Origin of the sequence: Flavobacterium psychraquaticum (assembly GCF_034497725.1) — a bacterium.
GTDB classification, from domain to species: Bacteria; Bacteroidota; Bacteroidia; order Flavobacteriales; family Flavobacteriaceae; genus Flavobacterium; species Flavobacterium psychraquaticum.
In genome coordinates this window covers 680680-701105 of the sequence record NZ_JAXKVR010000030.1, presented here as the reverse complement: position 1 = coordinate 701105, position 20426 = coordinate 680680, and the positions used below count along the sequence as shown (strand labels likewise).

Here is a 20426-nt window from a genome sequence, read left to right as displayed (position 1 = left end):
CAACCTGAAACCTGAAACTTCAAACTTTAAACAAAAAAAATGCTTAAACACAGTTTACAATTCAAATTATCTCAGAAATTATCGCCTCAACAAATTCAGTTGATGAAGTTAATTCAATTGCCTACGCAAGCTTTTGAACAACGTCTTCAGGAAGAATTAGTAGAAAATCCGGCTTTGGAAGAAAGTGCAGCCGAAGATGATTATGACAATGACGATTATGGAAATGAAACTGATGATTATGACGATTATGACAACGACCAAATCGATACGAGCGACATCAATATTGATGAATATCTAAGTAACGATGAAACGCCTGATTATAAATACCAAAGCAACAATTATAGCGATGATGATGAAGACAAAACAATGCCAATTGCAGCAGCCGTAAGTTTTCACCAAGATTTAATCAATCAATTGAATACGTTTATTTTAAATGATTCTGAACGCACTATTGCCGAGTTTTTAGTTGGAAGTATTGACGATATGGGCTACATCAGACGTACAGTTCAAGATATTGTCGATGATTTAGCGTTTACACAAGGAATTTATACCGATGAACCGACAGTTGAACGCATTTTAGAATTGGTTCAAGAATTAGAGCCAGTTGGCGTTGGCGCAAGAGATTTACAAGAATGTTTATTGTTGCAATTAAAGCACAAAACCCCTTCTGAAGAAGTGGAATTGGCTATGAAATTGATTACGGATCAGTTTGAAGCATTTACTAAAAAGCATTACGACAAATTATTACAAAAGTTTGAAGTTACGCAACAAGAATTAAAAAAGGCCATCAATGAAATTGAGAAATTAAATCCAAAACCAGGAGGAAGTTTCGACGGGAATCAGAAAATGGTAGAACATATTGTACCTGATTTTACGATTAGAATTGTAGATGGCGAACTAGAATTATTGTTAAACGGAAGAAATGCTCCAGAATTGCACGTTTCTAAAGATTACCAAGAAATGTTGCAAAGTTATAAAGATACTTCTGACAAATCTAATGCTCAGAAAGATGCCGTTCAATTTATCAAACAAAAATTAGATTCAGCCAAATGGTTTATTGATGCTATTAAACAGCGTCAAGAAACGCTCTATGTTACAATGAATGCAATTATGCATTACCAAGAAGAGTACTTTTTAGATGGTGAAGAAACGAACCTTCGACCGATGATTTTGAAAGATATTGCCGATCTGGTAGGTTTAGATATTTCAACTGTTTCACGTGTAGCAAACAGCAAATATGTGGACACGCCTTATGGAACAAAGTTGATTAAAGAATTCTTTAGTGAATCGATGACAAATGATCAAGGTGAAGAAGTTTCTACCATTGAAATTAAAAATATTTTACAACAAGTAATTTCGGAAGAAGACAAACAAAAACCTTTGCCAGATGATCAATTGGCTGAAATTTTAAAAGAAAAAGGCTATCCAATTGCCCGAAGAACTATTGCAAAATATCGAGAACAATTGGATATTCCAGTAGCACGATTGAGAAAGAAAATCTAGTGAATTATGGACTTAAAAAAAGCACTACCGATCTTTTCTTATATATTTCATCCCATATTTGTTTCACTTTATGGTGCTTTATTTTATTTTTTAATTACCAAAAATTTCTTCTATCCATCTCAGATATACGTAACTTTACTACAAGTAACAATATTAACGTTATTTCTACCGCTTTCGATTTACTTCTTATTCAGATCACTCGGCATAGTGACCTCTTTTACGGAAGCAACCTTAAAAGAACGTAGAATGCCAATTGCAGTACAAGCGATAATGTTACTAATTTTGCTGAGATTTAGCGTATCAAAAGAAGTTACTGTTGAGTTATATTATTTTTTCTTAGGTGGTTTAATTAGTGGCGTTTTAGCCTTAGCATCTGTGGTTTTAAAATTCAAAGCCAGTTTACATATGATTGGAATTACTGCATTGACTGCGTTTACTTATGGACTAAGCGTGTACTATAAATTACCATTTGTCAATTTATTCGCGTTTTGTATCGTATGTATAGGTTTAGTAGCTTCTTCTAGATTGTATATGAAAGCTCATAATTATACTGAATTGATAGTTGGTTTATTAATCGGCTTAATTCCACAAGTATATTTATATCGCTATTGGTTATAGAATATAAAATTTTAGTCCAACATTGAATGAAGTGACATTATTTTCTAGTGTAGTTTTATTTTTATCAAAAATAGGATTAAAACCATAATAAATATAAGGATTCCAAGTATTAAACCCAAAAGCTACATAAGCTCCATATTGCAATTTGTTAGCAATTTCATTTGCTTTGAAGCGATCATCTCCAATGGTTTTTGATTCATAACTAAACGTTCCACCTACTAAATAACTTACTTTAAATCCAGTATGAATACGCCAAAATTTATGACTTTCTGGTGTAGCGTTTCGCCATCTAATTTCTAATGGAAGTTCTAAGTAATGCAGTGTTAACCTACTTCTAACAATTACATCACTAGCAGAAGGTGAAACTGATAAAAAATCTATATTTTGTTTTAAATCACTGTACGAATAACCAATTCCTGGCGCAATCGACCAATGTCTATTTTTAGAAATTGGAAAATCTCTTAATAACCCAGTGGTAAGTCCCGCAGAAAAAGAGTACTGACTAAAATTATCGGGTTTATTTTGAAGGAAATTATAGGAAATAGAAAAGTACATTTGGTCTTCTCGAAATAAAGAATCCACTACTTTCACATTAGATTGTGAGAATCCAAAAGTACTAAATAAGATAAAAAAGAGAGCTGGAAAACGCATTTGCTAATTTTTTATAAAAGTAATAAAAAAAGGCACGCTATTGCGTACCTTTTTTAGTTTTATGTGTAAACTACTAGTTTAAAGGATCACCTTGAGCTGTAGTATAATTCACTTTTAATTGATCAATTTTACGCAATTCTAATTTAATTGCGCCAACAAGACCCATTTTTACATTTTTATCAATTTTCAACGAAGCCGTTAAATACTTTTCATCTTCTGAATTTCTTTGTGCTCTTTCTGAAATGATAAAATTTCTAATATCTGCAGCAGAAGCCATTTTGTCCGATAATTGAATACGGTCTGTACTTCCTAATGTTGCTCGATATCTTGCATTTGGTTTTCCTGCATAAATATACATAACGTATTGTTTTTTATGCAACTTAGCCGTTTGATTTGCTTTTGGTAACGTATTTTCGATTTTCAAATCACTATCCTTCATAGTAGTAGCCGTCATAAAGAAAAACAAAAGCATAAATACGATATCTGGCAGTGAAGCCGTTGAAATAGCAGGTAAATCTCCTGATTTTTTCTTTCTAAATTTAGACATAGTTTATTACTTTATTAATTCTTTTTCGGTTCTGCTTCTGAAAGTCTCAATGGAATTAATTCTTGAATTTTTTCCACTTTTGGTTTCAAATCTTCTATTAATCCTTCTTTAGCTTTTGATGCTGGATCATTATATAGGTAATCCAACTCTGCAAACGTAATACCATAACGTTTTTTACTTTCTCTGTCTCTTAAGAAATTATAAGCACCTACTAATTCGTTTTGTACTGCTATATAAGTTTCGTAAGAAGTTTGTCCGTCATTGTTTAATGAAATAACTGCATCTTGTGGACTGTCTGATGATGTTGCATCTTTCTTACCCACACAATAAGAACAAGTTCCCTTACCGTTGTTCTCGATAAATTCGATAGCGGTTTGACGTAAATCTTTAAGATCAACTAATTTATTATTTACTAACAATTGATTGTCTTTATTTACTAAAACCGTTAAAATGTTTCTTTCATTAATGTCTGGAACAACTGGGTTTGGTTCATAACGTGGCAAGAGTCTATTGATCCCTTGGTCCACTCCAATAGTTGTAGTAACCAAGAAGAAAATCAAAAGTAGGAAAGCAATATCTGCCATTGAACCGGCGTTCACTTCTGGAGGGGCACCTCTTCCTTTTCTAGCCATAATTTATTTTTTAATATTACGAAACATTCCCCACACTACGCTACCAATAGCAATAGCTGATAGAATTGCAGTTAATAGTATTCCAGTTCCTACCCATTTCGATGTGCTTTCAGTCGATATTATTTCATTTGTAACTGATTTAATTTCAGTTCCATCAGCAATAACATATGAAATAACTAGCAAACCTACGAATGCACAAATCATGATTAGGGATTTCTTTAAATTTTCTTTGTTTGAGAATAAATTCTTAAATACAAATAATAAAACTACTGCTACACAAGCTGCTAGAATTACATAAGCTAAGTATATAAGAGGATTAATCCAACTGTTGTCTTTTTCTTCGATATTACTTGTAGCCATTAAAGCTCCAAGGAATACCACACTAAGTATTGCGACAATAACAGCTGCTATTTTAGTCACTTTGTGTAAATTCATAACTGTTATATATTTTAAAATTATTTTTTACTGTAATCAGACAAGATATCAATCAAGCTAATTGATGCATCTTCCATATCATTCACGATTGAGTCAATCTTAGCCGTAATGTAATTATAGAAAATTTGTAAGATAATAGCAACAATAAGTCCAAATACAGTAGTTAATAAAGCTACTTTAATACCACCTGCTACTAAAGACGGCTCCATAGAACCTGCAGATTGAATTTGGTCAAACGCTTCAATCATACCAATTACCGTTCCCATGAAACCTAACATCGGTGCCAAAGCGATAAATAATGAAATCCAAGAAACGTTTTTCTCTAATTGTCCCATTTGAACTCCACCGTAAGCTACAACTGATTTTTCAGCTGATTCTAAACCGTGAGAGTATCTGTCTAAACCTTGGTAAAAGATAGATGCAACTGGTCCTGTAGTGTTTCTAGCTACTTCTTTAGCAGCATTTACGCCACCTGAGTTTAAAGCTGATTCTACATCATTAACTAATTTTTTAGTATTAGTAGTAGATAAGTTTAAGTAAATGATTCTTTCGATAGCAATTGCTAAACCTAAAATTAAACACAATAATACAATCCCCATAAATGCAGGACCCCCTTCAATAAAACGTTTTTTCATTGATTGAGTAAATGTAACCTCTTCTGCTACTGCTTCATCTGTTGAAATTGCTACTGCTTCGTCTGTTGCAGTTACTTCTTCAACTTGTTCCGTAGGAGCTGTTGCTGTTGAATCTTGAGCTTGAACACTTCCAAAAGTCATAAGCCCAGTGATTGCTAAAATAGAAAATAATCTTTTCATCGCTTTTGTTCTTAAATTTAATTAGTTAATGGGTAAAGGTATAAAATATTTATAAAATTCTTAAAATTAATTATTAATCAGCAGAGAGGAAGGGATTCGAACCCTCGATACTCTTTTGAAGTATACACGCTTTCCAGGCGTGCGCCTTCGACCGCTCGGCCACCTCTCTATCGAAATAACACTCGATTTTAAGGGTGCTAAATAACGTAAAAAATATCACGTATGAAAATTAAATATGTTATTTTTATGTCAATTCACCTCTAATAGCTGTTTCAAAAATCATTTTGAACACATTTGGCGCTACTTTTTGTCCCAAAAGATACATTAATTTGGTAATTGCAGCTTCTGTTGTGATGTCTTTCCCAGAGATTACACCAATGCTTTTAAGCTGCGTACTTGTCTCATAATTGCCCATCGCCACACTTCCCCCACTACATTGCGTTACGTTAATAACGTGAATATTTTTTTTTATTGCCTTTTCAATAATAGCTACAAACCATTTTTCTGTAGGCGCATTTCCAGAACCATAAGTTTCTAAAATAATTCCCTTTAAATTCGGTATCGTAAAAAAAGTATTAAAAATATGTTGATTAATACCTGGAAATAATTTCAAAACTACAACATTATCATCAAATTCAGTATGAACCTCTAATTTTTTAGCTGTTTTTTTTTGCCATAACAAATCTGAATTCACTTTTAAATGCACTCCTGATTCTGCTAATTCTGGAAAATTTGGCGAAGTAAAAGCATTAAAATGTTCGGCACTTATTTTTGTAGTTCTATTCCCTCTATACAATCGATATTCAAAATACAAACCTACCTCTTGTATAACGGGTTTCTTGTTTTTCTGCAAAGAAGCGATTTGAATAGCCGTAATTAAATTCTCCTTTGCATCGGTTCTTAAATCTCCAATTGGTAATTGAGATCCTGTAAATATGACTGGCTTAGCCAAGTTTTCCAACATAAAACTCAAGGCAGATGCGCTATATGACATCGTATCTGAACCGTGCAGCACAACAAAACCATCAAAATTATTGTAATTTTCTTCTATTATGTGTGCCATTTTTTGCCAATCGGAAATATTCATGTTAGATGAATCGATCGGTTTTTCAAAAGAATACGTTTCTATGGAGCATTCTAGCAGATGTAACTCAGGAATTCTATCTAGCAATTCTTTAAAATCAAATGCAATTAAAGCACCTGTTTTAAAATCCTTCACCATACCGATCGTTCCACCAGTATAGATTAGTAATATATTTGCTTTAGAGGTCATTTGTATATTTCAATTTATTCACCACAGGATTTGCATACATTGCTAAAAATCCTTCTCGCATGGTTTCATTATCCACATCAATTCGCATTTCTAATCTTCTTTCGAAAATTTGACGCTCTTTTTCATCATATAAATGAGTAAATCGAGTTGTTTTATATAGAATGTCGTAAGCAATAAAGTTTGTTGGCCATAATTTATAGGATTGCAAAATAGAATCATCAATTACTTGAGCCAAAGCTTGAATTTGCTTGTTGTTATTATCAGTTTCTGCTATGATTTGATCATACTCACTATCTAAAACATCACCAATATGAATATGAATGCCTTTTTTCTGACCAATAATCCCGCTCATCAAGGTAATAAAATCTTCATTCTTCTCCTTAATATATACCTCATCTTTTGAATGTGCCATCAATTGTGGCATTTTCAAAGCATCGGTAGGGTCATATTCATAAGAAATAGAAACAGGAACAATTTTTAATTTCTTAAAAAAGTCCATTCCTCTTTTTTCGTCAGAAGCCATTCCTAGCATTTTCAAAACACCCGGATGTGTGGCATCATTACCATCTTTAGTTCTTCCTTCTCTTTGGGCAATCCAAACCGAACGATTTTCTTCAGCCAATAAATGATAAATGTATTCCGACATTAATTTAGAACTTTGTAATAATTCTCTTGGCGATAAGCCTCTTTGAACTAGAAAGTTTCTATTTAACTTAGATAATTTTAATAAAAAATCTTTCTGAACTAAATTATCACCAATTGCAGAAGCCGTCATCACCAAACCGTGATCATACAGTGCAACATTGAGCAGCGAAGTATCTAAAATGATATCGCGGTGATTGGAAATGTATAAATATGAGGTATTTGGGGCTAATTTTTCAAAACCTGAAGTAGTCAAACCTTCCGAACTTCTTTCAAGAATGCGTTGTAAGGATTGATATACACAGTTAACTTGGAATTCTCTAATTGAGTTTACTTTACTCAATTGTGCTTTCCAAACCTCTTCTTCAACTTCTGGAAATGTGAATTCCATTATGGCTTTCATCATGGGATGATTTAACGAAGCTCTTAAGACTTCGTTAACCTCAGAATCATAATACGGACGAATAGCATCGAATTTAGTCATAATAATAGTAAAACAATCTACAAAAGAACAAAATTTTTATGACTTGTCCTTTCATATTAGGATTAAATTCCGAAAATTTGTTTTGAATTTTCAGTGGTTATCCTTGCTATTTCTTCGATGGGAAGTTGGTAAATTTCAGCTATTTTTTGCGCTACTAAAAGTGTATAGCTGCTTTCATTTCGTTTTCCTCGGTTTGGAACTGGAGCTAAATAAGGCGAATCTGTCTCAAGTACAATGTGTTGCAAATCGATCTCATTTAGAAATTGATCAATTTTTCCGTTTTTAAATGTTGCTACTCCACCAATTCCTAATTTCATTCCTAACGAAATCGCTCTTTGGGCTTGACCCAAATCACCCGTAAAACAATGAAATATTCCGAACAAATCAGTTGCCTTTTCGCTTTCTAAAACCTCAAAAACTTCGTCAAAAGCATCGCGACAATGAATATTGATTGCTAAATTGTGTTTTTTAGCCAATTGGATTTGGTGTTGAAAAGCGTGTTGTTGTTCCTTCAGAAAGGTTTTATCCCAAAATAAATCAATTCCAATTTCACCAACAGCATAAAATTTCTTCGAATCCAGCTGTTTTTCTACGTGTGCTAATTCCTCTAAATAATTTTCTTTGACATAAGTAGGATGCAATCCCATCATTAAAAAGATATTTTCGGGATAATTTGCTTCCAAATCATACATCTTATCGGTATAACTGGAATCGATTGAAGGTACGAAAAAACGCGAAACGCCAGCATCGATAGCTCTTTGCATCATTTCGTTGCGGTCTTCTTGAAATTCTTCTGAATATAAATGGGTATGCGTGTCGGTAAGTATCATTGTTATTGTAGCAATTGCGAAGTGCAAAAGTACAATTTAATCCAATTCCTTTAGAAGATTTTGTGCTTGATTGTATTTTTCCGAATCTTGAGAAATTAGTTCCAATTGCTTTTTACACGTTTTATAATCCTTTTGTTTCAATGAAGATAACGCCAAATACCAAATTGCGTCTTCTTTATAGACTGAATTTCCTTGACTAATATTGGTTAATAATACCGAAGCTTTTGCATAATCATCCGTTTCAATCAAACTAATACCATAATACAATTGCAATTCAGGATTCGTTAAATCTTCAATCTTAGCGAATGATTGCGCTGCTTTTTTATAGTTTTTTGCATTAAAAAACGTTTGTGCATCGACCAAGTTTTGATTCGTGTCACTTCTTTCAATAAAGTGTGCTTCGTTATAATCGTTGTAATCTGAAAAAGTAGGATTTCCGGATTGGTTGAAATACCAAACGCCCATAAACACAACCAACATTGCAGCCACAGCAAACCATTTAGACTGCAATGGAATTACTTTTGATGATCGGGTTGTTGTCTTTCCAAAGTGATTTGATCCAATTTTCACTAAATTTTGTTTAAAGTCGACGGCTTCTTTAGAAAATTTCAATTCTAAAAATTGAGTAGTTTCTTTATAAATTTGAAATTGTTCACTAAAATTATCATCCTTTTGAAGTTTATTTTCAAAAACAGATTTTTCTTCAGCAGTCATTTCGTTAAGAAGATAATTTTCAAAACCTATGTATAATTCTTCTTGCATCACTTTATTTTTTTAGAGATTGGTATCGATTAGACTCTTGAATCATTTGGGTTAATTGCCCGGTGCATAAGGATTTTTTCTTTCGCACATAAGCATAAGTAACTTTCATTTTACTCGCCACTTCTTCCATTGTTTTTGTTACAAAACTAAGCTTGAGTACTTCCTGACATTTTTCTCCCAGTTTTTGAAACATTTCATCAAATAAGGATTGTCTTTCGTCTTGCTCTTCGGTTTCGATGGCTAATTTTTCAACGTCTTTGTCTGTAGATACATTTTCATCGGCAAATGTTACCTCCTTATTAGAAGATTTTTTTAATTCATTAAGCCATCTTCTTTTACACAGTAAAAAGAAATAAGCATCAAATGGACAAGTTAATTCCAATCCTTTGGTTTTGGCCTGATTGTACATTGCAATTAAAACTTCTTGAATTACATCTTGTGCTTCGTCGTCACTTCCAGAATTCATCTTTATATAATAGGTAACCTTAGGAGCAAATTTTTTATAAATACGTGCAATGACTTCCGAATTGTTATTCGCAAGTCCTTCAATATAAATTTGATCTTGATGTATTATTTTAATTGTCATTTTGCCTTATTTATCAGCTAATATAGAAAGAATTAAAAAAACAATTGTTTTACGGGGTAACAAATTTAGACTTCTGTTTATATAAAGGTGTAAACGTTCAACAAACAAAGCGTTTATAAAATAAATGAAAAAAGAGGGTAACAATTGAATAGTTCAATTGATCTCTTAGTATAAACTTTAAAAATGAAAATTATGAAAACTTTAAAATCCTTCCTATTATGTTTAATCATTGCTTCTTTTACAAGTTGTGACAATGACAATAATCCAACAAACAATGTTTGCGATGACACTTATTTAAGTATCGCCAATTCAACTGTCTTTACAACCGCAAATGGGTACACGCTTAATGAAACTATGGATTTACTAACTCACGAGTACACAATGGTTATCAATGCTTCTGGAGAAATTTGCAGTATTGGTTATAGAAATCCATCTACATACACAGGAACATACGAAATGGAGGTCGAAAATTTAACAACGAATGTTACAACAACACAGACTTTTAGTTTTTCACAAGCGGCACTTCAATACCAATCTTTCACAATCCCTTTAGTAGTAAACACCGGTGATACAGTCGTAGTAAGAAGAACAATTTCAACAGGATACACTTCTTTAAATGAAACTATTGGAGATATCTATGTAAACTCTAACCCTATTCCATTTCCAATAGCTATTAATCCAAATGCTACTATTATAAGTTCAAATTTTTATGGCACAGGCGGTCCGGCACAAGACTTTGGTGTTCCATTAATAGGTGTAGGCTTTAAATTAAATTAATAAAAAAACTAAATTTTAGAAATTATGAAAACGATTCAATTAAAAAAACTTTATGTAGCAAAACCATTATTTGCAATGCTATTTGCTTTGACACTTACTTTTATGAGTTGCGACTCAAATGATGACAATGATGCTGCAAACACACCACCTACAGCACAAGAGTTTAATGCGATACGACAAATTGCACTAGACAATCTTACTCAAAACTTTCAAATCGATGCTGCGAATGGCACAACAACTTTAACTTCTGAAAAAGGTGTTGAAATTGACATCAATGCTAATTGCCTTACCTTAAACGGAAATCCAGTTACGGGATTACTTGATATTGAATATGTTGAAATTTTTGATGGCGGAGAAATGTTAGTAACCAACAAAACCACGATGGGAGCATTACCAAATGGTGACATGGCGATGCTTATTTCCGGAGGTGCATTTTACATCAATGCGACTCAAAACGGACAACAATTGACTTTAGGTTGTGGTATGAATTTAAGAATTCCTGCTAATTTAACTGCTCCAGATCCAAGTATGATTTTATGGGACGGGACAATTAATGCCGCAGGTGATTTAATTTGGGAAGAACAAGACGGTAACACAGCTGGTCAAAACGGAGTGTTTTTAGAAGGAGTAGGTATTACCCCTATTTATTATGCATTTTTTAATAGTTTTGGTTGGACTAATGTAGATAGATTCTCAAACCATACAGGACCAAAAACTCAAATTTTAGCAGGTGTTCCTGCAGGTTATAATTATGAAAACAGTGCAGTTTATTTACATTATGATGGCGAAGGAAATGCACTAGCAAAATTAGATAGATATGATGAAGCTACAGAATTATTCACTGAGCACTATGGACAAATTCCTGTTGGATTAGCTTGTCATATCATTTTTGCAAGTGAAGAAAATGGACAATGGCGTTATGCAATAAAATCGGTTACTATTTCAGACAATGCAGTTTACAGTTTTACTATGTCGGAAACGATTGTAGGATCAGAAGCTCAAATAACAGCTGCTATAAATGCATTACCATAAAATTGCTATGATTATATTTACTGAAAAAGTGATGATTTGTTCATCACTTTTTCTTATATTTAATGTTTTTAAAAAATTAATTATGCTGAAAAATAGCTTCATAACATTACTTTTAATGTCTTCTGGTATTATTTTTTCGCAAACTAGTGCAAAAGACACCACTACTCGTGTCGCAAAAATAATTCCAATTCAAAATAATAATAGTTTTATTTTTAAATCTGAAAAACCAGAGTTAACTCAAATTGCTGGTGCTCCAAAAGCATTTTACAGTTATTATTGGGAAATGGGTGACGGTAATTATTCCACAAAACCCGAACCAAAACATACCTACAAAAAACCTGGCGACTACGAAGTGAAATTGTGGGCAACCAATAATTACGATTCTGGAAAAACACCTACTACACGACCACAAAAAGTCAAAACAAATGACAAAGCTGATACGTCTGAAAACGAAATTCAGCCAATGGAAGACAATATCGTTTTAAAAAGAAACAGAGAACCTTTACCTGATGAAGATTTTGTAGTAATCTTAAGTTATAAAAATGATAAAGATTATGTGACAAATGGAAAAATATATTTCTATTACAACGAAAAAGAATTTAAAAATGATAATTTCAACTTGATTGAAACTCGTAATTATCACGAAGAAACTATTGAAGAAATGGCAAGTGATTTGGTTTACAATGAAGATTTTGAACCCGGCAGTTCTTCCTACGCTTCTGTTGAAAACTTAATTTACAACACTACGAAATTTCAAGACACCACAACACGAAAAAACCTAGCAGTTTCATTAGAAGAAGCAAAACAAAAATTTAAAAAAGGGAAAACGATTACGTTTAATAATATGAGTCCGAACGAACAACGAACTATATTTTTTACGCTAAAAACTACTCCGGAAATGATAAAAGATACGAGTGCTATTTTGAAAGTACGAAGTATTTATGTTCCGAATTCTAACTATGAAAATCACAAAGTAAAAGATATGGAAATGGAGATTGTAACTTCTCACGATCCTAATAAAATGTCGACCAATGGTTTATTTATCAATTATCGTTTAGTCCGATTTAAAAGAGTAAAATTCAAAACACGATTTCAAAATAATGGTGAAGGTCCGGCAAGAATGATTCGTTTGGAAACCGATGTTCCCGCTATGTTTGACAAATCAACACTTAAAATAGAAAAACAATATCCGGAATGCCCTATTTGTCCTAAAAATGAAGTAGTTCGCTACAGTTGTTTGGACACTATTGTAACTTCAAAACAAATAATTTTCACTTTTAAGAACATTTACATTCCGGGAAGCGAACAGAAAAATGTGACCGAAAAAGATTCTACTAAAGGTTTCGTTGCATACAGTTTGAAGTTTGGAGAAGATTTTCATAAAGTAAAAACCAAAAGTAGAACAGCGATTATTTTTGATAAAAACGATCCTATTATTACAAATTATTCGGTTACTAGATTTAATCCTGGAATTTCTATTGGTGCAAAAGTCGGTTACAATTATTTTCCAAAGTTAGATCATGCCAAAAGTTATTTTGTGGGTGCAACGATTTCGCCTTTCAAATCGTATCGTTGGTATTGGCAATCGGAACTCTATTTCAATAAATTAGATTATAACGGAACTACAACATCCTCAGATTTCATAGAATATCAATTTAATCCACCTTATCAAGATCCAAATGGGCAAGTATTTGATTTTGGATTTGAAAGAAAAACCACTTCCTATAAATCAAATAGAGTAGTTGCGGAAGTTGTACCTATTTCGCTTCGTTACAACATCAATAATTATATTGGCGTCGGATTTGGACCCCAAGTTTCGACAACGATTTCTTCAAAAGTTGAAACCAATGTATCTTCGCAATATTATAAGACAATATTAACTGCGAATGGTGTACGACCTGGTGAAGAAATTTTACCACTTAGAAAAGAAAACAATACTTCAACCACAGAAAAATCAGAATTGCAAACCCAATTATTTGCCGATGTAACATTAGGATTTTCGAGAATTGGTCCAAGTGTAGGCGTTCGTTATTACAAAAACTTTAAAAGCGATTTTGATTCGTGGCAGTTTTATGCGATTTGGAAATTTTAAATTACTTTTCCTGCTTTTCTTTTTCACTTCTCTAGTTTCATCCCAAACTTTAGAAGACCAAATTTATGATGCAGTCGATGTTTTTGTGGCAAATCCTTCTAAATCGGCTTTAACTTTATTGAATTCGAAAGAAAGCGATTTGTCGAAACAAGTTAAATCATCAGACGAAAAGTTAGCATTAGTCATTTTGAACTGCAACAAAGGTTCATTCGAAATGAATAATAACCTACAGAAAAACGCCATTTCTTCCTACGAAAAAGCTTGGAAATTATACGATTGGAATAAACTTTCTAATTACGATATTATTGAATATTGCTTAAAACCACTAGGCACATTATATACCAAAACCGGAAATTATACTTTAGCCGAAAATATCATCAAAAAGTATATTTTCATTGCCGAAAAACAGCAAAATCAAGCCACAATAATTTCTGGCTATATTAATTTATCGATTGTTTACAAAAGTATTGGCGATCATCAAACGGCGATTGATTTACTTCAAAAAGCTTCAAAAAATAAAGCCCTTACTTCGCTTCAAGCTAAAAAAATCAAGGAAGAACTTAGCGTGAATTATATCGGTTTGAAAAATTATTCCAATGCGAATTCAATAGTTCAAAACCAAACTGATTCGAATGATTATCAAAGTTTAAAAACCAAATCTTTTTTAGCGATTCAAAATAATAATTTTACGGAAGCCATAAGTTATTTCGAAAAGGCGAAAACTGTATTCTTTAAATCTAAAAAATTCTCCGCTCGTGATGTGGCGAAATTATATGTGGAAGAAGCTTCAATTTATCGTTTTACGAATGCTATAAATTCGGAACGAAAACTGTTGTGCCAGGCTTTAAAAACCTTATTACCGCTCGAAAAAAATCCGGGTTTACCCAAAAAAAATAGTTTATATCCCGAAAACACGTTTTTAGCAATTTTTGATGCTTTAGCCGAAATTGAAACTAATTCTCAAAAGAAAATCGACTATTATGATTTGAGTTTTTATGTTAGTGATTTGATTACAGACAATTTAGTTTCTCAGGAATCACTAATTATTCAACAATTTGAAGACCGAAAACGTACAGAACAATGTTTGAACATTTTTTGGTTGAATTATCAAAAAACGAAAAATAAGTTATGGATTGATAAAGCTTTTTTATATGCAGAAAGAAGTAAAAACGTTATTTTAAAAGAACAATCCAATTTAAAAACCTTAGCTGAATTACATCCAAATAACAAAGATTTGCAACTTCAAAAGCAATTGATTAGCGAACAAGAAACACTAATCAATCAGCTAATCCGTTTACAAATTACAGGTGAAAATCCGAATGAAATTGAAAATATTAATTCGAAATTAGCCACGATCACAATTGAATTAAAAAATTACAACGAGAAAATTCAAAAGCAATTCAAAACGGAGATTGAAAAAGAACTTTCTATTTCCGATTTATATGCTAAAATTAAAAAAGACAAAGCCCAATTGGTTTACTTCTTTTGGGGCAATCAATCGGTTTATCAGTTTCAAGTTTCCGACACTAAAATGTTTTGGAACCAGATAAAATTAGAAGGTAAATTTGCTGAAAACCTAAAAAACTTCATTCACTTTTTTGATGAAGCTTCGCTGATTAATAACAATATCCCGTTGTTCACTAAAACCAGTTTCGAATTGTTTGAAGCTTTACAGTTTTCGATTTTAGAAAAGAGTAAAAACACGATTATTATTCCGGATGGATTACTGAATTTTGTTGCGTTTGATGCTTTAGTAACGCAAAAAACTGTTTCAAAAAATTACACAACTATTCCGTTTTTGGTACATCAAAATAAATTGGCTTATCAAACCAACGCTACTTTTTACATCAAAAACACGCCGAAAGAAAAGCAAAATACTATTGTTGGATTTTTCCCGATTTTCGAAAACACCAATGCTGAATTATTATATTCGAAAGAAGAAGCAAAAGCGTTACTTCCGTTTAAAGCACTATTGTTTATGAATGAAAAGGCTACGAAAGCCAACTTCTTAAAAAATTCTAGTCAGTTTAGTATTCTACATTTATCGACTCACGGAACAAGTGGTTCTTTTTCAGAACCCGCCACTTTAGTGTTTTATGATGATTTAATGTTGCTGAACGAATTGTATGCTTTGCAAAATTGTCATCCGCAATTGGTAGTTTTGAGTGCTTGCGAAACTGGAATTGGCAAACTTCAAAAAGGTGAAGGAGCTATGAGTATTGCTAGAGCTTTTCAATATGCTGGTGCCGAAAATATCTTGTTTAGTTTGTGGAAAATTAACGATTATGCTTCCGCCCAATTGATGACGAATTTCTACGAAGATTATGCAAAAAGTAATTCTTTTTTTGAAGCCAATTATAATTCTAAAATCGCCTATTTAGAAAATTCGGATATTGCAAACGCTAAAAAATCTCCTTATTACTGGAGTGCTTTTGTGTATTATGGTGCAGTAGATTCCGACGAAAATAATTATCTTTATTATCTGTTTTTTGGCGGTATAGCAATTATTATTCTATTTTTGATTTATGGAAGAACTTCAAGACTTTTTAAAAGTAAAAAAATATAAAAAGATAAAATTCAAGGTGTTAAAAACCCAACATTTACTGATAAGTGCCAAAATAAACGGCATCAAAGGGAAATTCATTTTAGACACAGGAGCCAGCACTAGTTGTGTAGGCTTTGAAAGTATTGACCGCTTTCTTTTGGATGCAGAAATTTCCGACACAAAGGCCGCTGGAGCTGGTGGAACCGGAATGGAAACACAAATCGCAAAAAATAACGAAATCCAATTAGGCCGTTGGTATAATCGCAGATTTCATCTTGTAGTTTTTGATATGAGTCACGTTAACGAAGCACTCAAACAATATAAAACCAAACCAGTTGATGGTATAATTGGTGCTGATATTCTTTTAAAAGGAGAAGCCATTATCGATTACAGCAATCATTACTTGTATTTGAAGTAATTCGGATTATTTCCGATGGTTTTTTCTTAAGGTGCGATAAGCCAAAACTGTGCTGACTAACATTAATGTTCCGCCTAAAACAAATGGAGCTCCGGGAAATTTAAAAGGCGCATCTTCGTGCGTGAAAAAGTAAAACACAGATGCCATCATCGGCGGACCAATAATTGCAGAAGCACTCATTAAACTTGCTAAAATCCCTTGAATTTCTCCTTGTTCAGATGGTTTTACATTTTCTGAAACTACGGCTTGCAAGGCTGGACCAGCAATTCCTCCTAAACAATAGGGAATTAAAAATAGAAATATCATCCAACTTTCTGTCGCGAAAGCGAATAAAAACATTCCAATCGTATACAGTAAAAGTCCTAAATAAATACTTTTTACATTTCCGATTTTGGGATTGATCCATCGAATTAGAACGCCTTGAACAAGACCAACTAATAATCCGATAATTCCCAATGAAATTCCGACCATTCGTTCATCCCAATTGAAACGATACATCGTATAAAAACTCCAATTGCTTTGCACGGCGTGAGATCCGACATACAAAATAAAAATAGCAATAATTAGTCCGATTAAATTCGGATATTTTTTTAAATGTAAAAAAGCACCGATCGGATTGGCACGTTTCCATTCGAAATTTCTACGATTTTCTTTGTCTAAGGATTCCGGTAAGATGAAATAACCGTATAAAAAATTCAACATGCATAAAATAGCCGCCGCATAAAACGGTACTCTAGGCCCGTATTGTCCTAATAAACCGCCAATCACCGGACCAATAATAAATCCTAATCCAAAAGCAGCTCCTATTAACCCAAAGTTTTTTGCTCTGTTTTCGGAAGTACTAATATCCGCAATATAAGCTGATGCTGTGGTGATACTGGCTCCAGTAATTCCAGCTAAGATTCTACCAACGAATAACCAAGTGATTGTAGGTGCAAAAGCTAACAACATATAATCTAAGGAGAATGCAAACAAAGACACTAGTAAAATGGGTCTACGCCCGAATTTATCACTTAAATTTCCAACGATTGGTGCAAAAATAAATTGGGTAATTGCGTACGAAAACGTCAACCAGCCACCATATTTTGCTGCTTCGCTAATATCGCTATGAATTAATTCTTTTATTAAACTCGGAATCACCGGAATAATTATTCCCCATCCGATAATGTCAATCAGCATGGTTATAAAGATGAAACCAACTGCTGCTTGTTTTTTAGATTTTTTCATAAAAATTTTTAGGGAGCACAAAGAAACAAAAAATCCCAAACTCTATATTCGAATTTGGGATCTTTTTGCATTTTTAGTAATTATTTTTGAAAGTACACCATTGCTGCATCTAAAATTATTTTTTTCATTGCAACTACACTTTCAATTCCTTTAACCTCGTGCTTTATTCCATTAATTTCGAGATAATATTGATTTCGTGTATTTAATATTTTACAAATAATTTTTTTATTGTTATCATCAACTAAAATATTAAAACTATTCTTTTGATCTCTATAAGTAATTCTATCTGCATCTATTTCCTTCTTATGAATTAAAATTGTCTTAATTGTATGATATATTTTTAATTCTTCTGCAGTAGTTATAATTTGATTTCCATTTTTAGACTCTTCTTCAATTACTTTTTTAAGCGCTCTTTGAATAGTATTGGAATTGATCTGTTCTCGTATTTTTAATTTCATTGTGTCTGTCAATCTTTTACCATTCATTCTATTAAAAATGGCTTTAATAAAATCATCGGACGGTTCATACAATTCTAAGGCAAAAGCTGTAGAAAAACCTTTTAAAAAGTAAAAATCAGTGGCTTCCTCTAACAATTCTTTTACATCGATATTGTTTTTATGTAATTTAGTTAAATTGTCTATTAAAGTTTCGTTTATTTCATTGAAATCAAATATTAAAAATGGATTTACATTCAAACTAGTTTCTTTATTTGATTCATCCGCACTGTAAATTCTCCACTCAATACCATTAGTTAATATTCCAAGTTTACAACTTTGAGTATTAATAAAATAACCATTTAACTGCCAAGCTTCTTTATCTGTTAATGTTTTACCATATTTTTTACATTCGACAATAATTTCAGGATTTTTACCTTTGATCAATAATCCAATATCTGCTTTGTCATTTTTTTGCCCCCAACCAGCATTGATTTCAGTTAACATATCGTCCATTCGGCTGTAACCTAAAACTTCAATAATTGGCTCAATTAAATATTGTCTTGTTTGAGCTTCATTAGTGCATTTTTCTTCAAGTTTACTAAAATCAAATTTAGAAAGTGATTTTTTAATAACGTGGGCTATTTGTTTATTTATCGGCATATTTGAAATACATTAAGTGAACCTATGATAAAGATATAAAAATCTTTCAATTTTAAGATAAAGATTTAAGTTTAACAACAAAAAATCCCAAACTCTATATTCGAATTTGGGATATTTTTATATTTAGATTCTGAAATAAATTCAGAATTACAATTCTAAAGTTCTAAAGCTTTCTTAGGATTGTTATCTAGTAATAATTCCATTGGGTTTTCTAACGCTTCTTTCACAGCTACTAAGAAACCAACAGACTCACGACCGTCAATAATTCTGTGGTCATAAGACAACGCCACATACATCATTGGGTGAATTTCAACTTTACCGTTTACTGCAATTGGACGCTCAATAATGTTGTGCATTCCTAAAATTCCAGATTGAGGTGGGTTAATAATTGGCGTAGATAACATTGATCCAAAAACACCACCATTTGTGATAGTAAATGTTCCACCAGTCATATCATCAACAGTGATTTGTCCATCACGTGCTCTGATTGCTAATCTTTTTATTTCCGCTTCAACACCTCTAAAGGTTAAGTTTTCAGCATTGCGAACTACAGGAACCATCAAACCTTTTGGACCTGAAACCGCGATTGAAATATCAGCAAAATCATAAGCAACTTTATAATCACCATCCATCATTGAATTCACATCTGGATATAATTGCAACGCTCTTGTAACTGCTTTTGTAAAGAATGACATATATCCTAAACCTACACCATTGTGTTTTGCTTTGAATTCGTCCTTGTATTGATTACGAATAATGTTGATTGGCGTCATATTAACCTCATTAAAAGTGGTTAACATTGCCGTTTCGTTTTTAGCAGCCACTAAACGTTCAGCTACTTTTCTACGCAACATTGATAATTTTGTTCTTTCAGAACCACGACTTCCACCAGTAGGAGTTCCCATTGAAGGCACTACATTTACAGCATCATCTTTAGTAATTCTACCCCCTTTTCCAGTTCCTGCAATATCTGTAGGCTGGATGTTTTTTTCGTCTAATATTTTTCTAGCTGCTGGAGATGGCGCTTGCGTTGCGTATGTTTTTTCTGCCACTGGTGCTGCTTTAACTTCAGCTTTTGGAGCTTCAACTGCATTTGCTTCTTCTTTAGCTGGTCCCGAAGTTTCGGGAGCTCCACCTTCTGGTTTAGCTGCGCCTGTATCGATTAAACAAACTACAGCACCAACTGCTACTGCATCACCTTCTTCTGCTTTTAATGTAATAATTCCGCTTGCTTCTGCCGGTAATTCTAATGTTGCTTTGTCAGAATCAACCTCAGCAATTGCTTGGTCTTTCTCTACATAATCACCATCTTTTACTAACCACGTAGCAATTTCTACTTCTTTAATTGATTCCCCTGGAGAAGGGACTTTCATTTCTAAAATCATTTTTTTTAGTTTAAAAGTTTAAAATAAGTTTAAAAGTTTAAAAGTTGTGTTAGTCTTAAACCTAAACTGGTACTG

At 32.6% G+C, this 20426-nt stretch carries 20 protein-coding genes and 1 tRNA gene; 7 read left to right on the top strand and 14 right to left on the bottom strand.

The window, feature by feature from the left end; translation table 11 throughout:
* The first annotated feature begins 39 nt into the window (after positions 1-39).
* Positions 40-1503 (top strand): RNA polymerase factor sigma-54, encoded by a 1464-nt coding sequence (gene rpoN / locus T1L09_RS12935; protein ID WP_322551385.1) that lies wholly within the window; start codon positions 40-42, stop codon positions 1501-1503.
* Positions 1504-1509: 6 nt separating this feature from the next.
* The gene (locus T1L09_RS12930; RefSeq protein ID WP_322551384.1) at positions 1510-2121 is read left to right on the top strand and encodes a hypothetical protein; all 612 of its coding nucleotides are present in this window, start codon (positions 1510-1512) and stop codon (positions 2119-2121) included.
* On the opposite strand, the gene T1L09_RS12925 is transcribed toward T1L09_RS12930, so the two are convergent.
* The 11 genes from T1L09_RS12925 to T1L09_RS12875 form a co-directional block, all read right to left on the bottom strand.
* Positions 2116-2772 carry a porin family protein gene (locus T1L09_RS12925; RefSeq protein ID WP_322551383.1) on the bottom strand — a complete coding sequence of 219 codons (657 nt, stop codon included), beginning with the start codon at positions 2770-2772 and terminating at the stop codon, positions 2116-2118. The genes T1L09_RS12930 and T1L09_RS12925 overlap by 6 nt on opposite strands.
* A 73-nt stretch (positions 2773-2845) precedes the next feature.
* Positions 2846-3319, bottom strand: coding sequence for an ExbD/TolR family protein (locus T1L09_RS12920; protein WP_322551382.1), 474 nt, complete (start codon positions 3317-3319; stop codon positions 2846-2848).
* A 14-nt stretch (positions 3320-3333) separates the two neighbouring features.
* Positions 3334-3951 carry an ExbD/TolR family protein gene (locus tag T1L09_RS12915; RefSeq protein WP_322551381.1) on the bottom strand — a complete coding sequence of 206 codons (618 nt, stop codon included), beginning with the start codon at positions 3949-3951 and terminating at the stop codon, positions 3334-3336.
* Between the two features lie 3 nt (positions 3952-3954).
* Complete coding sequence (locus T1L09_RS12910; protein WP_322551380.1) at positions 3955-4386, bottom strand: hypothetical protein; 432 nt, start codon at positions 4384-4386, stop codon at positions 3955-3957.
* A 20-nt stretch (positions 4387-4406) separates the two neighbouring features.
* Positions 4407-5201: a MotA/TolQ/ExbB proton channel family protein gene (locus T1L09_RS12905; protein WP_322551379.1), complete on the bottom strand. Its 795-nt coding sequence runs from the start codon at positions 5199-5201 to the stop codon at positions 4407-4409.
* A gap of 81 nt (positions 5202-5282) precedes the next feature.
* A tRNA-Ser gene (locus tag T1L09_RS12900) sits at positions 5283-5370 on the bottom strand.
* A 75-nt stretch (positions 5371-5445) separates the two neighbouring features.
* Positions 5446-6474, bottom strand: coding sequence for an asparaginase (locus T1L09_RS12895; protein ID WP_322551378.1), 1029 nt, complete (start codon positions 6472-6474; stop codon positions 5446-5448).
* A complete protein-coding gene (locus tag T1L09_RS12890) occupies positions 6464-7600 on the bottom strand; it encodes a 1-acyl-sn-glycerol-3-phosphate acyltransferase (protein WP_322551377.1) in 1137 nt (378 codons plus the stop codon). The genes T1L09_RS12895 and T1L09_RS12890 overlap by 11 nt, the downstream gene beginning before the upstream one ends.
* 62 nt (positions 7601-7662) lie before the next feature.
* Positions 7663-8430, bottom strand: a complete 768-nt coding sequence (locus tag T1L09_RS12885; protein ID WP_322551376.1) for a TatD family hydrolase — start codon at positions 8428-8430, stop codon at positions 7663-7665.
* 36 nt (positions 8431-8466) lie between these two features.
* Entirely contained in the window at positions 8467-9192 is a 726-nt protein-coding gene (locus tag T1L09_RS12880; RefSeq protein ID WP_322551375.1) for a tetratricopeptide repeat protein, read from the bottom strand.
* 4 nt (positions 9193-9196) lie between these two features.
* Positions 9197-9778 carry an RNA polymerase sigma factor gene (locus T1L09_RS12875; RefSeq protein ID WP_322551374.1) on the bottom strand — a complete coding sequence of 194 codons (582 nt, stop codon included), beginning with the start codon at positions 9776-9778 and terminating at the stop codon, positions 9197-9199.
* Positions 9779-9970: 192 nt separating this feature from the next.
* Here T1L09_RS12875 and T1L09_RS12870 point away from each other — a divergent pair, with 192 nt between their 5' ends.
* From T1L09_RS12870 to T1L09_RS12850, 5 genes are all read left to right on the top strand, one after another.
* Positions 9971-10555, top strand: a complete 585-nt coding sequence (locus T1L09_RS12870) for a hypothetical protein (protein WP_322551373.1) — start codon at positions 9971-9973, stop codon at positions 10553-10555.
* Between the two features lie 24 nt (positions 10556-10579).
* Complete coding sequence (locus T1L09_RS12865; RefSeq protein WP_322551372.1) at positions 10580-11587, top strand: hypothetical protein; 1008 nt, start codon at positions 10580-10582, stop codon at positions 11585-11587.
* Between the two features lie 82 nt (positions 11588-11669).
* Entirely contained in the window at positions 11670-13679 is a 2010-nt protein-coding gene (locus T1L09_RS12860) for a PKD domain-containing protein (protein ID WP_322551371.1), read from the top strand.
* Positions 13660-16245, top strand: coding sequence for a CHAT domain-containing protein (locus tag T1L09_RS12855; RefSeq protein WP_322551370.1), 2586 nt, complete (start codon positions 13660-13662; stop codon positions 16243-16245). The genes T1L09_RS12860 and T1L09_RS12855 overlap by 20 nt, the downstream gene beginning before the upstream one ends.
* On the top strand, positions 16205-16642 hold the full coding sequence (locus T1L09_RS12850; RefSeq protein ID WP_322551369.1) for a retropepsin-like aspartic protease: 438 nt from the start codon (positions 16205-16207) through the stop codon (positions 16640-16642). The genes T1L09_RS12855 and T1L09_RS12850 overlap by 41 nt, the downstream gene beginning before the upstream one ends.
* Positions 16643-16648: 6 nt before the next feature.
* On the opposite strand, the gene T1L09_RS12845 is transcribed toward T1L09_RS12850, so the two are convergent.
* The 3 genes from T1L09_RS12845 to odhB form a co-directional block, all read right to left on the bottom strand.
* Entirely contained in the window at positions 16649-17869 is a 1221-nt protein-coding gene (locus T1L09_RS12845; RefSeq protein WP_322551368.1) for a TCR/Tet family MFS transporter, read from the bottom strand.
* Positions 17870-17949: 80 nt separating this feature from the next.
* Complete coding sequence (locus tag T1L09_RS12840) at positions 17950-18966, bottom strand: type I restriction enzyme HsdR N-terminal domain-containing protein (protein ID WP_322551367.1); 1017 nt, start codon at positions 18964-18966, stop codon at positions 17950-17952.
* Between the two features lie 155 nt (positions 18967-19121).
* Complete coding sequence (odhB, locus tag T1L09_RS12835) at positions 19122-20351, bottom strand: 2-oxoglutarate dehydrogenase complex dihydrolipoyllysine-residue succinyltransferase (RefSeq protein WP_322551366.1); 1230 nt, start codon at positions 20349-20351, stop codon at positions 19122-19124.
* Positions 20352-20426: the final 75 nt, after the last annotated feature.